Origin of the sequence: Streptomyces eurocidicus (assembly GCF_002891295.1) — a bacterium.
In the GTDB taxonomy this organism is placed as follows: Bacteria; Actinomycetota; Actinomycetes; order Streptomycetales; family Streptomycetaceae; genus Streptomyces; species Streptomyces eurocidicus.
In genome coordinates this window covers 1-15280 of record NZ_LGUI01000001.1, presented here as the reverse complement: position 1 = coordinate 15280, position 15280 = coordinate 1, and the positions used below count along the sequence as shown (strand labels likewise).

The 15280-nt window shown below is 74.0% G+C and carries 10 protein-coding genes and 1 pseudogene; 4 read left to right on the top strand and 7 right to left on the bottom strand.

Annotation, left to right across the window (positions count from 1 at the left end; all coding sequences use genetic code 11):
* Positions 1-26: 26 nt before the first annotated feature.
* Positions 27-1016, top strand: coding sequence for a 2,3,4,5-tetrahydropyridine-2,6-dicarboxylate N-succinyltransferase (gene dapD, locus AF335_RS00055; protein ID WP_102916194.1), 990 nt, complete (start codon positions 27-29; stop codon positions 1014-1016).
* A gap of 124 nt (positions 1017-1140) precedes the next feature.
* Here the strand turns inward: dapD and dapA are convergent, their stop codons facing one another.
* On the bottom strand, positions 1141-2079 hold the full coding sequence (gene dapA, locus AF335_RS00050; protein ID WP_102916193.1) for a 4-hydroxy-tetrahydrodipicolinate synthase: 939 nt from the start codon (positions 2077-2079) through the stop codon (positions 1141-1143).
* A gap of 107 nt (positions 2080-2186) precedes the next feature.
* Positions 2187-4055, bottom strand: a complete 1869-nt coding sequence (locus AF335_RS00045) for an endonuclease/exonuclease/phosphatase family protein (RefSeq protein ID WP_102916192.1) — start codon at positions 4053-4055, stop codon at positions 2187-2189.
* A 218-nt stretch (positions 4056-4273) separates the two neighbouring features.
* Between AF335_RS00045 and AF335_RS00040 the strand changes: the two genes are divergently transcribed.
* From AF335_RS00040 to AF335_RS00030, 3 genes are all read left to right on the top strand, one after another.
* Positions 4274-5779, top strand: coding sequence for a hypothetical protein (locus AF335_RS00040; RefSeq protein ID WP_102916191.1), 1506 nt, complete (start codon positions 4274-4276; stop codon positions 5777-5779).
* Positions 5780-6284: 505 nt separating this feature from the next.
* Positions 6285-7751 (top strand): alkaline phosphatase PhoX, encoded by a 1467-nt coding sequence (locus AF335_RS00035; RefSeq protein WP_102916190.1) that lies wholly within the window; start codon positions 6285-6287, stop codon positions 7749-7751.
* 57 nt (positions 7752-7808) lie between these two features.
* Complete coding sequence (locus tag AF335_RS00030) at positions 7809-8879, top strand: MsnO8 family LLM class oxidoreductase (RefSeq protein WP_184743160.1); 1071 nt, start codon at positions 7809-7811, stop codon at positions 8877-8879.
* Here the strand turns inward: AF335_RS00030 and AF335_RS00025 are convergent.
* The 5 genes and pseudogenes from AF335_RS00025 to AF335_RS00005 all read right to left on the bottom strand — a co-directional run bounded on the left by AF335_RS00025 (position 8832) and on the right by AF335_RS00005 (position 14929).
* Positions 8832-10032, bottom strand: a pseudogene (locus tag AF335_RS00025) (TerD family protein). The gene AF335_RS00030 and the pseudogene AF335_RS00025 overlap by 48 nt on opposite strands.
* 145 nt (positions 10033-10177) lie before the next feature.
* The gene (locus AF335_RS00020; RefSeq protein WP_102916189.1) at positions 10178-11026 is read right to left on the bottom strand and encodes an NAD-dependent epimerase/dehydratase family protein; all 849 of its coding nucleotides are present in this window, start codon (positions 11024-11026) and stop codon (positions 10178-10180) included.
* 356 nt (positions 11027-11382) lie between these two features.
* On the bottom strand, positions 11383-12483 hold the full coding sequence (locus AF335_RS00015) for an amidohydrolase family protein (protein WP_102916188.1): 1101 nt from the start codon (positions 12481-12483) through the stop codon (positions 11383-11385).
* Positions 12484-12749: 266 nt separating this feature from the next.
* Positions 12750-13781, bottom strand: coding sequence for a methyltransferase (locus AF335_RS00010; RefSeq protein WP_102916187.1), 1032 nt, complete (start codon positions 13779-13781; stop codon positions 12750-12752).
* Between the two features lie 92 nt (positions 13782-13873).
* Positions 13874-14929, bottom strand: coding sequence for an aminotransferase class V-fold PLP-dependent enzyme (locus AF335_RS00005; protein ID WP_244926872.1), 1056 nt, complete (start codon positions 14927-14929; stop codon positions 13874-13876).
* Between the last annotated feature and the right edge of the window lie 351 nt (positions 14930-15280).

Genomic DNA, 15280 nt, shown 5'->3' with positions numbered 1-15280 from the left:
CCGCAGGTCCGGTTAGGTTTCCGGACATGACCGATGCTGTTGTTTCCCGTACCTCCGGCGCCGTCGCCGCCGGCCTTGCCACGATCACCGAGGACGGCACCGTCCTCGACACCTGGTTCCCCGCCCCCGAGCTCGCCGAAGCCCCCGGCCCGGCCGGCACCGAGCGGCTGACCGCCGAGCGCGCCGCCGAGCTGCTGGGCGAGGGCGCCCTCAAGGCCGTCGGCCCGGACCCGCGCCGTGGTGTCGAGGTCGTCGCCGTCCGCACGGTCATCGCCTCGCTCGAGGACAAGCCCCTCGACGCGCACGACGCCTACCTGCGTCTGCACCTGCTCTCCGGCCGTCAGGTCAAGCCGCACGGCCAGAACCTCGACGGCATCTTCGGCCTGCTCGCCAACGTCGCCTGGACCTCGCTCGGCCCCGTCGCCGTCGACCAGGTCGAGAAGGTCCGCCTGAACGCGCGGGCCGAGGGCCTGCACCTGGCGGTGACCAGCATCGACAAGTTCCCGCGCATGACGGACTACGTGGCCCCGTCCGGCGTCCGCATCGCCGACGCCGACCGTGTGCGCCTGGGCGCGCACCTCGGCTCCGGCACCACCGTCATGCACGAGGGCTTCGTCAACTTCAACGCCGGCACCCTCGGCACGTCCATGGTCGAGGGCCGCATCAGCGCGGGCGTCGTCGTCGGCGACGGCACCGACATCGGCGGCGGCGCGTCCACGATGGGCACGCTCTCCGGCGGCGGCAAGCAGATCATCTCCATCGGCGAGCGCTGCCTGCTCGGCGCCGAGTCGGGCATCGGCATCGCGCTCGGCGACGAGTGCGTCGTCGAGGCCGGCCTGTACGTCACCGCGGGCACCCGGGTGACGCTGCCGGACGGCGAGGTCGTCAAGGCGCTGGAGCTGTCCGGCGCGGACAACATCCTCTTCCGCCGCAACTCCACGACCGGCGCCGTGGAGGCCCGCCCGTACAAGAGCACGTGGGGCGGGCTCAACGAGGTGCTGCACAGCCACAACTGATGTGCGTGGGGGCGGGATTTTCCCCGGTCCCGCCCCTTCCCGCAGTATCCGATGTGCGGCTTCGCCGCGCGGGGGGCTCCGCCCCGGACCCCGGTCCTCGATCTCCCCCGGCTACCTCCCCCAGCTATCGCTGGGGGTGCCCCCAGGAGGTGCCCCCGGACGGGCTGGAACGTGTGCTCTCGTACGCCTCCAGCAGGGCCTTCGTCCGGTCCGGGGACGCCGCGCGCAGCGGCGCCCGGACCGGGCCGGACGGCAGGCCCAGCGCGTTCAGCAGCGCCTTGGCCGTGACCGTGCCGGGCAGGCCCGCGGCCATCATCAGCTCCACCAGCGGCAGCGTCCGCTGGTGGAGGCGCGTCGCCTCGGCGTTCGCCCCGCGATCGTAGGCGTCCAGCGCGGCGGCGACGGCCGGGCCCGCGACGTTGGCCACCGTGCTGACGCAGCCGACGGCCCCCACCGCCCGCAGCGGGAGGTTCAGCTCCTCGCAGCCGGAGTAGTAGGCCAGGCCGGTCGCCGCGATCACCTTGGCGCTGCCCAGCAGGTCGTACGCGCAGTCCTTGACGCCGGCGATCCGGGGGTGCTCCGCCAGCCGGAGCATGGTGTCCGGCTCGATCCGGGTGCCCGTGCGGCCGGGGATGTCGTAGAGCATCACCGGCACCCCGACCGCGTCCGCGACCGTCCGGAAGTGCTCCGCGACGTCCTCCTGCGGCGGCCTGCTGTAGTACGGCGTCACCACCAGCACGCCGTGCGCGCCCGCGGCCTCCGCCGCGCGGGCCAGGGCGACCGTGCCGCGGGTGTCCGCCGAGCCGACGCCCGCCGTGATCCGCGCCCGGTCGCCCACGGCCTCGACGACGGCCCGGACCAGCGCGCTCTTCTCCTCGTCCGTGGTCGTCGGCGACTCCCCGGTGGTGCCGTTCAGCACCAGGCCGTCGCAGCGGCCCTCGCCGACCAGGTGGTCGGCGAGGCGCCGCGCGCCGTCGAGGTCGAGGCTTCCGTCCGAGGTGAAGGGGGTCACCATCGCGCAGACGGTACGGCCGAAGGGGCCGGCGGGAGGGCTGGTGAGCACGGGTCACACTCCAGAGGGACGGTGCGGAAAGGATTCCGCACCGGATTCTGGGCCCGCCCGACCGTATAGGTCCAGTTAAATGATCTTATGTGGACCGTTCAGCGATGCTACGGCTTCCAGCGCAGCACCTGCGGGTCGTGGTCGCTCGCCTGGTCCGCGAACTCCGCGTTGACGTGCACGATGTCGTAGTCCACCGACCGCATGCGACGGCTGGTCAGGATGTGGTCGAGCACCTGGGAGTTGCCCTGGTAGACGTAGCCGTAGCGCTCGTTCCTCGGGAGCTTGTCGACCAGGTCGGTGAGGGCGCCGCCGGCGGTGAGGGCCTTGAGCGCGGGGGAGAACTGGAAGTCGTTGAGGTCGCCCGCGACGATGACGTTCGCGCGCCGGTCCGTGGCCAGCAGCTGCTTGACGAAGGCGTTGACGAGCTTCGCCTGCTGCGTCCGCTGGGTCTCCGACGGGCGGGCCGGGGCCTGGAAGCGGCTGTCGAGGCCCTGGTCGCCGCCCTTGGAGTTGAAGTGGTTGGCGACCACGAAGACCCGCTCGCCCCGGAAGGTGAACTGGCCGGCCAGCGGCTTGCGGCTGTTGGCCCACGCGGCGTCGCCGGGCTCGATCCGGCCCGGCGAGGCGGACAGCGCGGCCTTGCCGCCCTGGCGGACGACCTTCACGGGCGTGGTGGAGTCGCCACCGGCGATATCGGTGAAGGAGACACGCGCGGGGTTGAAGAGGAAGGCGGTGCGGATGTTGCCGCCCGGCTGACCGCCGTCCTGGTCGTTGACCGGGTTGATCTGCCGCCACTGGTACGCCGGGCCGCCCGCCGCCGCGATGGCGTCCGTCAGCTTCCGCAGCGTCTGCCCCGCGTCCACGGTGCCGTCGTCCGTGGTGCCGTTGTCGTCCTGGACCTCTTCGAGGGCGACGATGTCGGGCGAGGCGAGGTTGGTCACCAGCGCCGCCGCCAGCCGGTCGAACTTCGCCTGCGGCGTCTTCGGGGACAGGTTCTCGACGTTGTATGTGGCGACGGCCAGCTCGCCGTCCTTCTGCCTGCGCGTCGTCTCGCGCTTCAGCCCCCGGTCCTTGAGCGTGCCCAGCTCGGTCGCCTGGAGGGTGTAGCCGCCGAAGTTGTCGTAGTCCAGCGGGCCGGCGGTGGTGCCGGTCAGCTCGTCGCCGACGTTCGCGACGGGGAAGGGGCGCTGGGCGAAGGGGATCAGCGAGACCACCTTCACCCGGCCGGAGCCCTGCTCGCGGTACGAGCCGTAGAGCGAGCCGCCGCGCGCGGTGCGGTCGGTGCGGGGCTCGGCGGTCACCCACAGGTCCTTGTGCGCGCTGGTCGCGCCGACGACGGGGGCGTCCTGGACGGAGACCCGCATGCCCTCCAGGGACTCGTAGCGGTCCAGGGCGTAGGCGCCGGGCCGGAGCGGCAGCTTCTCGATGGAGCCGCCGGCCGCGTCCGGCGCGTAGCGCGCGGGGAGGGCCGACGGGCGCAGCCGGTACGCGGCCGGCAGGGCGTTGCCGTGGGAGCGCACCTCCCACGTGGCCCGGGTCAGCTGGGTGACGGACTGCAGCCCGGCCTTCTCGCCGCCCGGGTAGTACTCGCTCACCGTGCCCGCGACGAGGACGGAGTCGCCGACCGCCACCGAGGGCGTGGCCGAACCGGTGAAGACGAAGATCCCCTCGCTGGTGGCGGGGTCGCGGTCGGGGTTCGGGTCCTGGAACCAGAAGCCGCGCGCCGAGCCGAACGAGCGTACGGCCGTGACGACGCCCGGAACCTGCGTCACCTGCTTTCCGTCGAGCGGGGAGAGCCGCGTGGTGCCCTGGATGTCGTGGATCCGGGCCTTGGTACCGGCCGGGGCCTCCTCGGCACCGGCCGCGCTCGCGGCCTGGGGCACGGCGAGCAGCCCGGCCGCGAGCGCGAGGGCGACGGCGGAGCCGACGGCCGGGGGTCTGCGCAGGGGGCCGCGGGGGTTGCGGGGAGCGGGCATGACTGCCTCCAAAGGGGGCTCGTGGGAGGTGGCGCGAACTGCACATGATCTACGCGCGTCAATGTCTTGCGTGGTCAGGGCAGTTGTCAAGGCTCCACGGGCATATGGCGGCCGACGGGTCGGTGAACCGGACGGGGCCTTCCGAAATCCGTCTAGGCTTGGGCCCCGCACGGGCCGCGCAGTCGGCGCGGCCGTCACGACGAGGAGAGACACCCCTGATGTCCGGAGACCGCCCGACCATGCCGCCGGTGCGGCTCCCCTCCGACGCGGAGCTCGCACGGGACGCGCTGTCCGCGCCCCTGTTCGTCCGCGCCGCGAAGCTGGCCCGCTGGGCGGGCGAGGGCACCCCGGTCGGCGCGGGCGGCGAGCTGCTCGCCGGGCAGCTGGGCACCGCCACCGAGCTCCTGGGCCTCGCCGGCGACGAGGACGGGCCCGCGTACGCCGCGGAGGCGTGGCAGCACGCCCTGGACACCGGCCTGGTCGAGTTCACCGAGAACCCGGAGGACGCCGAGGACGCGGAGGCCGTGGACGCCGGCGACGACACCCCGGCCGGGGTCGCCACGGCGGGCGAGGAGCTGACCACGCTCACCTCCGGCAGCCCCGCCGACATCCTCGAACTCTGGCTCGGCGGCCTGGAGAACGTCCTGGCCGACGCCGCCGCGCCCGACCTCGGCGACATCGTCGAACAGATCTCCGAGGGCGGCGACGTCGACCTCGACGCGCTGGACTGGAACCCCGAGGAGGAGGCCGACTTCCTCGACGGCGTGCTCGGTAACCTCTATCTGCTGACCGTGCTCGACGAGGGCGCCGCGGACCGGCCCGTGCCGCTGCCGGCCCTCGCCGCCTCCATGATCGTCCCGGATGACATGGACGAGCCCACGGACGACGTCCTCGAAGAGGTCTCCGACGCGATGATGCGCCTGGACGACCAGTTCCGGATGCTCGCCCCGACCGGCGTCGTGGAGTACCAGCCGGTGGACGAGGCCCTCATCGAGGAGGTCGACGGCGAGGGCCACATCCGTGAGTCCGTCGACGCGGTCGCCGCGGAGGGCCCGGAGGACGAGGACGTCAGCCGCTACGGCCTGGTCACCCTCACCCCGCTGGGGCTCTTCGCCGTCCGCTCGCGGATGCTCGACGCCGGGATCGACGCCCCCGCCGTCGGCGACCTCGCCGACGAGAGCGCCGACGTCCTGCTCGCCGCGCTCCCGGGCCACCCGGAGCAGGCGGCCCGCGCCGAGACCGCGCTGTGGCTGGCTCGCCGCGAGCCGCCGGCCGCCGCCCGTGAGCTGCTCGCCGCCGCGCGCGGCGCCGACGAGGACGCGCCGCGCCGCCGGCTCTTCTGCCAGCAGACCCTGTCCCTGGTCGGCGGCGAGGCCGAGCCGGCCCTGCGCGAGGTCATCGACGACCGTGAGCTGGGCGGTCTCGCCCGGGTCTGGCTCGCCGAGCACGGCGCGGCGGACGTCCCCGAGCCCGACGAGGCCATGGTCTTCTGGCTGACCGTCGACACGATCGCCGCGCAGCTCGCGGCCGACGGCGACTCGGAGGAGCTGCGGGTGCTGGTGGCGGACCTGGTCGGCCGGCACGGCGGCTTCTTCGACACGGCGTGGCGGGTGGATCACCCGGCGACGGGTGAGGTGCTGGAGGCGATGGGGCGGCTGCACCCGGACAAGAAGGTGGCCAAGGAAGCTCGTAAGGCGGCGTTCAAGGCGCGGTCTCGGGGCTGACGGGTTTTGCCCTGACGGGCGGCTTTGCCCTGACGGGCGGCCTGGCGGGCTTTGGCTTGGGGGTCGGGTAGGGCGGGTGGGTGCTTCGGCCGCGGTCCGTGGCGGTCCGGCGGGGGCTTTTTCCCCTACCCGCCCCTTCCCGGAACCGGGGCTGGCGCCCCGGGCCCCCTTTCCGCGCTGACGCGCGGTGGCCTCAAGCGCCGGCCGGGCTGAATTTCCACCCGGTCCAGGCAGAATCAGCCCGTCTGGGGGCACCTCCCAGCGGTAGCTGGGGGAGCGTGAGGACACCGCGCGTCAGCGCGGAAAGGGCCCTGGGGGCGCAGCCCCCCGCGTGCGGCCCGCCGCCGTACCCGCCCGCCCGCCGCCAAGGCGTCCCGTACCGCCGCCCGGACGTCGGGTGGTGTTCATCCGTTAGTCGGAGGGGAACGGGAACCTAAGCGCCGTCCCCGGTGTGCTCCACGAGCGCCCGGCGGCGCGTGACGTTCCGGCGAACCCTGGAGACGAGATGACCCTCAGCCGAAGAGACTTCGCGAAGCGATCCGCCGCCACCGGGGCCGGGGTGGTTCTGGCAGGCAGTGTCGGCGTCCTGGCCAGCGCGCCCGGCGCGCTCGCCACCGGGGACGGCGCCGGCGCCGCGGAGGGAGCGGCCGGCGCCGAGGCGGCGTCGGCGCGGGCGGCCGCGCTCGGGTACGGACCGCTCGTCAAGGACCCGAAGGGGCTGCTCGCCCTGCCGCGTGGTTTCTCCTACCGGGTGATCACCCGGACGGGTGTCACCAAGCTGGAGTCGGGCGAGTACACGCCGTCCAACCACGACGGCACCGCCACCTTCGAGGGCGGCCGCGGGGCGACCCTGCTCGTCAACAACCACGAGCTGGGCGGCGCCCGCGCCAAGTGGCCGCACCCGGTCCCGCTCGCCGAGGGGCTGGTCTACGACCCGGCGGCCGCGGGCGGCTGCACCGTCGTCGAGGTGTCCAAGCACGGCGACCACGTCACGGAGTGGGTCGGGATCGCCGGTACGTCCACCAACTGCGCGGGCGGCCGTACCCCCTGGGGCACCTGGCTCACGTGCGAGGAGACCGAGGACAAGGCCGGCAAGAACGGCATGGCCAAGGACCACGGCTATGTGTTCGAGGTCGACCCGCAGGACCGCCGCGCCAACCGCTCGCCCCGGCCGCTCAAGGCCCTCGGCCGGTACGCGCACGAGGCCGTCGTCGTCGACCCGGACCGCGGCCGGCTCTATCTGACCGAGGACGCCTCCGGCCCCAACGGGCTCTTCTACCGCTGGACCCCGCCGGCCGGCTTCCGGCACGGCCGCGGCAGGCTCCGCACGCTGTCCGACACAGCGGGCGCGCTCCAGGCGTTCAAGTGCTTCGACTCCGGCGGCCGCTTCGTCGACGACCTCTCGCGCGCCACCGCCACCGGCACGGTCTACGGCGTCGACTGGGTGACCGTGCCCGACCGCGACGCCCGGACGACCTCGGTGCGCAAGCAGTTCAAGGACGGCGAGGTCACCCGCGCCCGCAAGCTGGAAGGCATGTGGTGGGGGGACGGCGGGGTGTACGTCGTGTGCTCCTTCGCCCGTGAGGAGAGCCCGGTCCGGCACGACGGGCAGGTGTGGTTCTACAGCCCCAGGCGCCGCACCCTCACCCTGAAGGTCCTCCTCGGCGTCAACAGGCACCCCGAGCGGGACGGCGCCTTCGACGGCCCGGACAACATCACCGTCTCCCCCTACGGCGGCCTGGTCATCGCCGAGGACGGCGAGGGGATCCAGCACCTCTTCGGGGCGCTCGACGACGGCCGTACGTACCCCCTCGCGCGCAACGAGCTGAACAACGGCACGCCCCAGAAGCCGGAGTACAGCGAGTTCACCGGGGTCACGTTCTCGCCGGACGGCCGGACGCTGTTCGCCAACATCCAGGAGCCCGGCATCATGCTCGCGATCACCGGCCCGTGGCGCCGCCAGGGGCGCTGACCAGGGGGCCGGGGCCGTCCGGGGGAATCACGGGCGGTCCGCGGTGTTGAAGGGAAGGTGACCACCGCAGCCCTGCGCACCACCCGTTTCTCGGTCCTGGACCGCTCCCGCACCCGGCAGGGGCGGGACCCCGGCGAGGCACTGCGCGACTCCGTGCGGTTCGCGCGGCGGGCCGAGGCGCTGGGCTACCACCGCTTCTGGGTCTCGGAGCACCACAGCGTCCCCGGCGTGGCCGGCTCGGCCCCGACGGTGCTGGCGGCGGCCGTGGCCGCCGCCACGTCCCGGATCCGGGTCGGCACGGGCGGGGTGATGCTGCCCAACCACCGGACGCTGGTGGTCGCCGAGCAGTTCGGGGTGCTGGAGTCGCTGTTCCCGGGCCGGATAGACATGGGCCTGGGCCGCTCGGTGGGCTTCACCGACGGCATCCGGCGGGCGCTGGGCACGGAGAAGAGGGCGATGGAGGACTTCGGCGGGCAGCTCGCCGAGCTGGCCGCCTACTTCACCGACGGCCCCCGCGCCCATCCGCAGGTCCACGCCCGCCCGGCTGAGGGCCTGCGGGTGCCCGCGTTCGTCCTCGCCAACGAGGCGGGCGCGGACCTCGCCGCCGCGGCCGGGGCGGCCCTGGTCATCGGCGGGCTGCACGGCGAGGAGCGGACGCTCGCCGCCGTCGCGCGCTACCGGGCGGCCTTCCGGCCCTCGGTGTGGTGGGACCGGCCCTATGTGGTGCTCGCGGGGAACGTCGCCGTCGCCGCGACCACCGAGGCCGCCCACCGGCTGCTGATGCCGGAGGCGTGGTCGCTCGCGCACTCCCGCACGCACGGCGTCTTCCCGCCGCTGGCGCCCGCCGAGGAGATCGCGTCCCTGGCGATGACCGAGCGGGAGCGGAGCCTGTACGAGGAGGGGCTGCGCGGCCATGTCCACGGCACGGAGGACGAGGTGGCCGCCGCGCTCGAAGGACTGATCGAGCGCAGCGGCGCGGACGAGGTGCTGGTCACCACCTCTTCGTACGACCGGGCGGGGCTGCTGGACTCCTACGCCCGGCTGGCCCGGCTGGCCGGGCTGGCCGACCGGGCGAGTGGGTCAGAGCGCCTGCGCGGCGGGCTTGACCAGGTCGCGCACGGTGCGTGACTTCACGAACTCGCCGAGGGCCGTCATCTCCCACTCGCCGGAGTACTGCCGGATGAACTTCGCCATGAGCACGCCGGTCTTGGGCTCCGAGCCCGTGAGGTCGAACCGCACCAGCTCCTCGTCGGTGCGGGCGTCGAGCAGGCGGCAGTAGGACTTGGCGACCTGGTTGAACTTCTGGCCGTTGAAGGAGCTGACGGTGAAGACCAGGCCGGTGACCTCCGGCGGCAGGCCGTCCATGTGGACGGTGATGGTCTCGTCGTCGCCCGAGCCCTCGCCGGTGAGGTTGTCGCCGGAGTGCTGGATGGCGCCGTTCAGGATCTGGAGCTTGCCGAAGTAGCAGGCGTCGATCATGTTGCGGTCGGGGCCGTAGGCGATGACGGAGGCGTCCAGGTCGATGGCGCGGCTGCCCCACGCCGGCTCCCAGCCCAGGCCCATCTTCACGGACCGCGTGAACGGCTTGCCGCCCTTGACGAGGGAGACCGTCTGGTTCTTCTGGAGGCTGACCCGGCCCTTGTCGAGGTTGACCTTCCCGCTGCCGGGGGCCGCGGCTTGCGGGGCCGGGGAGCCGGGGAGCGGCGGCGCCGCCGGGGCGAACGCGGGGCGGCGGGCCGCCGGGGCTGCGCGGGCGGGACGGGGCGGCGGGCGCCGGGGCCGCCGCGGGCTCCTCCACGCTCACGCCGAAGTCGGTGGCGATGCCCGCCAGGCCGTCGGCGTAGCCCTGGCCGACCGCGCGCACCTTCCACGCGCCCGCGCGGCGGTAGACCTCCACGACGACCAGGGCCGTCTCCGTGCCCAGCCGGGGCGGGGTGAACGTGGCGAGGACGGAGCCGTCGTCGGCGGCGCGCACCGTGGCCGTGGGCTCGGTGCCCGCGAAGGTCGCGCCGGCGGCGTCCGGGCTGGCGGTCACCACGATCTTGTCGATGTCGGCCGGGACGGCGGCGGTGTCCACGGTGATGGAGTCGGGGGTGCCGCCGGACGCGGCACGGTGCGTCACGCCCGGGCCGGACGGCTGGTTGTAGAAGACGAAGTCGTCGTCGGAGCGCACCTTGCCGTCGGCGGTGAGCAGCAGGCCCGACACGTCGAGCCGCACCGGGGCGGTGACGTCCACCGTCACGCGCGCGACGGAGAGAGGGATGTTCGAGCCGGGTGTCATAGCGGTCATGCCCCGGGTAACGAGTGGCCGGTCTTTGCGGTTCCATTACCGAAGACCGGATTCCGGCCTGTTTCCGGGCCTTCCCGTGGACGTCTCCCGCCCGCCGAAGGCTCGGTCCCGTGGTCGTCTCCCGCCCTTCGCGGGCTCAGTCCCGAGGGCGCAGGCGGGGCGGGTCGTCGGAGCAGAACTCCCCGCCCAGGAGGCTGTGCACGGGCGGGCGGCGCCCCGGGGACCCGCCGTCCGGGGCACCGGCCTCCGCCTCCCTCGCCGCCGCGAGGAGAGCGGGCGCGTACGCCTCGGAGTCGTCCTGCGGCGCGTAACCGAGCGCGCGGGCCGTGGACAGGTCCCACACCAGCCTGGTGTTGGCGGAGCTGCCGTAGGCGACGGTGTGGCCGACGTCCTCGGCGGTGAGCGCGGCGTGCAGCAGCCGCGCGCAGTCGTCAGGGCTCAGCCACAGGGACAGCATGCGGACGGACCGGGGCTCGGGGAAGCAGGAGCCGATACGAAGGGAGACCGTCTCGATGCCGTACCGGTCCCGGTAGAGGGACGCCAGGTCCTCGCCGAAGCACTTGGAGAGCCCGTAGAAGGTGTCAGGGCGGTGCGGGGTGCCGACGGCCAGGAGCGGCTCGCCCGCGGCGGGCAGCGGGGTGAAGCCGACGGCGTGGTTGCTGGAGGCGTGGACGACGCGCCGCACGCCCGCAGCCCGTACGGCCTCGTAGAGGTGGTACGTGCCCTCGACGTTGGCCCGCAGGACGTCTTCGAAGGGCGCCTCCAGGGAGATCCCCGCGAGGTGCACGACCGCGTCGACGCCCTCCAGGGCCGCCCGCAGCGCCGGGCCGTCGGCGAGCTCGGCGGTGACGGCCTCCGGCGCGCCCTCGACCGGCCGGGCGTCGAAGAGCCGCAGCCGGTGGCCGTAGCCGGGCAGCCGTGTGCGCATCATCGTGCCGATGTTGCCGGCGGCGCCGGTGAGGAGGACTGTGCCGGGTCCGGGCATGGGCACACGTTAGGGAGGCATGGTGCGCGGGTCAACGACGCGGGCCGCTGCGCGGGGCTTTTCCCCGGCCCCGCCCCTTCCCGCAGTATCCGATGTGCGGCTCCGCCGCGCGGGGGGCTCCGCCCCGGGCCCCGGTCCTCAAGCTCCCCCAGCTACCTCCCCCAGCTACCGCTGGGGGTGCCCCCAGGAGGTGCCCCCAGACGGGCTGAAATCAGCCCGTCCGGCGTTTGAGGACACCGCGCGTCAGCGCGGAAAAAGGGGGCCCGGGGGCGAAGCCCCCGGTTACGGGAAGGGGCGGGTAGGGGACAAAGCCGCCCGCAGGGCACCCCCACCCGCCCAGCCCCGGCGGCACACCCCTACCGCACCACCCGCCCCCGCAGGATCACCCGCCGCGGCGCCGCCAGCACCCGTACGTCCGCCCGGGGATCCGACCCGTAGACGACCAGGTCCGCCGGGGCGCCCTCCTCCAGGCCGGGGCGGCCCAGCCACGCGCGGGCGTCCCAGGCCGTCGCCGCCAGGGCGGCCGTGGCCGGGATGCCCGCCTTCACCAGCTCCGCGACCTCCTGCGCGACCAGGCCGTGGGCCAGCGAGCCGCCCGCGTCCGTGCCGACGAAGACGGGGATCCCCGCGTCGTAGGCGGCGCGCACCGTCTCGTACCGCCGCGCGTGCAGCCGGCGCATATGGTCCGCCCAGCGGGGGAACTTCCGCTCGCCGCCCTCCGCGAGCCGGGGGAACGTCGCGATGTTGACCAGCGTCGGCACGATCGCCACGCCCCGCTCGGCGAACAGCGGGATCGTCTCCTCCGTCAGCCCCGTCGCGTGCTCGACGCAGTCGATGCCCGCCTCCACCAGCGGCGCCAGCGACTCCTCGGCGAAGCAGTGCGCGGTGACCCGCGCGCCCAGCCGGTGCGCCTCGGCGATGGCGGCCTCGACCTCGCCGCGCGGCCAGCAGGACGACAGGTCGCCGGTCTCCCGGTCGATCCAGTCGCCGACGAGCTTGACCCAGCCGTCTCCGCGCCGCGCCTCGCGCGCCACGTACGCGACGAGGTCCTCGGGCTCGATCTCGTGCCCGTAGTTGCGGATGTAGCGGCGGGTACGGGCGATGTGACGGCCCGCCCGGATGATCCGGGGCAGGTCCTCGCGGTCGTCGATCCACCGGGTGTCCGAGGGGGAGCCGGCGTCGCGGATCAGCAGGGTGCCCGCGTCCCGGTCGGTCAACGCCTGCTTCTCGCTGGTCGATTCGTCGACGGGGCCGTGCGCGTCCAGGCCCACGTGGCAGTGCGCGTCCACCAGACCGGGCAGCGCCCAGCCCTCGATGGTGGTGACCTCCCGCGCCCCGGCCGGCCGCTCGAACGTGATCCTGCCGTCGACGGCCCACAGCTCGTCGCGCACCCCGCCCTCGGGGTCCGCGCCGACGAGCACCCGCCCCTTGATGTGCAGCACACCACTGTCGCTCATGACGGCACTGTATGCGCCGGGACGGGCGTGACCCCAGGGGTGCCGATCACCCGGGAAGCGTCCGGGAGGGACCCGGCCCTTCCCGTAACCGGGGAGGGCCCCGGGCCCCCGGTTCCGCACTGACGCGCGGTGGCCTCAAGCGCCGGACGGGCTGATTTTCAGCCCGTCCGGCGCTTGAGGACCGGGGTCCGGGGCGGAGCCCCGGTTCGGGAAGGGGCGGGGTAGGGAAAAAAGCCGCCCGCAGGGCGCCCCCGGCCGCACCCGTCCTACTTACGCCCCACCACCATCGACTCCGGCCCCGCCAAATGCCGCACCCCACTCGACGTGAAGCCCGCCTCCGCCATCCACCTCCGGCACTCCGCCCCCGTGTAGTCGAAGCCGCCCGTCGTCTCGACCAGCATGTTGAGGCTCATCAGCAGCCCGGTCAGATTCGTGCGGCGGTCGTCGTCGATGAGGGTCTCGTAGACGATGACGACGCCGCCCGGGGGCAGTGCCTCGTACGCCTTGCGCAGCAGCATCCGCTTCGTGGGCAGGTCCCAGTCGTGCAGGATGTGGCCGAGGAGCAGGGCGTCGGCGCGGGGCAGCGGGTCCGTGAAGAAGTCGCCCGCGGTGAACGTGAGCCGGTCCGTGAGCCCGAAGCGCTCGGCGCGGTGTTCGAAGTCGTCGCGCACGGACTCCAGGTCGTAGCCGGTGCCCCGTAGGTGCGGGTGGCGCAGCAGGATCTGGCCGAGGGTGCCGCCCTCGGCGCAGCCGACGTCGGCGACGACGCGGTGCGCGGACCAGTCGACGGTGTCGGCGAGGGCGTGTGCCGAGCGCATCGACAGGCCCGTCATCGCCCGGAGGAACTCCGAGCGGCGGACGGGGTCCTGGTACAGGGTCTCGAAGAAGTCGCCGCCGTGCCGGATCTCGTTCTGCGGCTCCCCGGTGCGCAGCCCGTCGAGGAGGGTGCCCCAGAAGCCGTAGAGCCGGAGGTCGGTCATCTCCAGGAAGCCGCCCAGGTAGGTGGCGCGGTCGCGGACCAGGTAACGGGCGGTGACGGGGGTGTTGCCGTACCCCTCCGGGCCGCGCTCCAGCAGGTCGAGCGCCACCAGCGTGTCGAGGAAGTCGCGGGCCGCGCGGGGGTGCAGGCCGAGCCGGTCGCGCAGCTCCTCGTACGGCAGCGGCCGGGTGGCCAGCTCGGTGAAGAGGCCGAGCCGTACCGCGCTGAACAGGACTTTCGACACGGCGAAGCCCAGCCCGAGCTGGAGGATCCGGTCGAGGGCCGCGGACTGGTCCTGCTCGTCGCGCGCACGGCGCATGTGCTCTCCTCGGAGGCGGGGGGAGGAAGGACAGAGCTCCGCACGGGGCTTCGGGGGCTACCCGTGGGCGGAGGTCCTCCCGTCCTACCCACTCACCGCCGCGCGAGCACCTCCAGCAGCCGATCGACGTCGGCGGTGGAGTTGTAGAGGTGGAAGGCGGCGCGAAGCTTGCCCGCCCGCGCGCTGACCTGCACCCCCGCCGCCGCCGACCGCTCGGCGGCGCCCCGGACCCCGGGGACGGCGACGATCGCGGAACCCTCGGCCGGGACGGGCGTGAAGCCGAGCTCCACCACCCCGGCGCGGAAGCGGTCGGCGAGCGCCCGGTCGTGCGCGCCGATGCGCTCGACGCCCAGCTCCTCGATCAGGGCGAGCCCGGGCAGGGCGCCCACGTACGAGAGGACGGCCACGTTCTCGTCGAAGCGGCGGGCCGTCCCGGCGAGCGGCTCCACCTTCCCGTAGCAGGTCAGCCAGGGGTCCTCGCCCGTGACCCAGCCCGCGAACACGGGCGTGAGGCCGCCCAGGTCCTCGGGGACGGTGAGGAAGGCGACGCCGCGCGGGCCCATCAGCCATTTGTAGCCCACGCCCACGGTGAAGTCGTGGGCGGCGGCGTCCAGCGGGAACCAGCCCGCCGCCTGGCTGACGTCGACGAGCGTACGGGCGCCGTACGCGCGGGCGGCCGCGCCGATCGCGCCGAGGCCGGCGATCCGGCCGTCGGCCGACTGGACGGCGCTCACCGCGACGAGGGCGGTGTCCGGCCGGACCTCCTCGGCGAGCCGCTCCAGCGGGACCGTACGCACCCGGAGGCCGGGGCGGGTGTGGAAGGGGTTGACGAGCGAGGCGAAGTCGCCCTCCGCGACGAGCACTTCGGCTCCGGTCGGCAGGGACTGGGCGATGAGCCCGCAGTACACGGCGACGGAGCCGCCGGCGGCGACCCGGGCGGCGGGCACGCCGACCAGCCGGGCGTAGGCGGACCGGGCCGCGTCCACGGTGGCCGAGAAGTCCACGTTCCCCGGCGCCCCGGCGGCCAGGACGCCGACCGCCTCGCTCAAGGCGGCGACGGCCGGGGCGGGCAGCAGGCCGGTGGCCGCGGTGTTGAGGTAAACGGTCTCCGGGCGAAGCGGGAGGGCGCGAGGCTGTCCATTCCCCACTATCTGCGGACGCGATCATTCCGTCCATGCCGGCGGGGCGGCGGGCCGCGGGCGTCTCAGGGTCCGCCCCGAGACGGTAGGAGGGTGCCCGCCTGAGGAGGAGCGGTCGGGCACCGCCCGGGCCCTGCGGACGACACCGGGGCACGGGTGGTTACGTCCTGCGGTCGAGAGGTGATTCACCACTGCGGGTGAAGCGGTGGGTGGGGTGGGCACGGAAGTCTTGTGTCATGAGCCGTACGCGACGTTGTTCGCTTCTCAACGCCCTTGCTGACGCAGCTGATTCGGGGGTCTCGCCCTGTGACGACCATGCGACGTTTCATGACGGGGGAGGGGGGCCGGCGGGGTGACGGG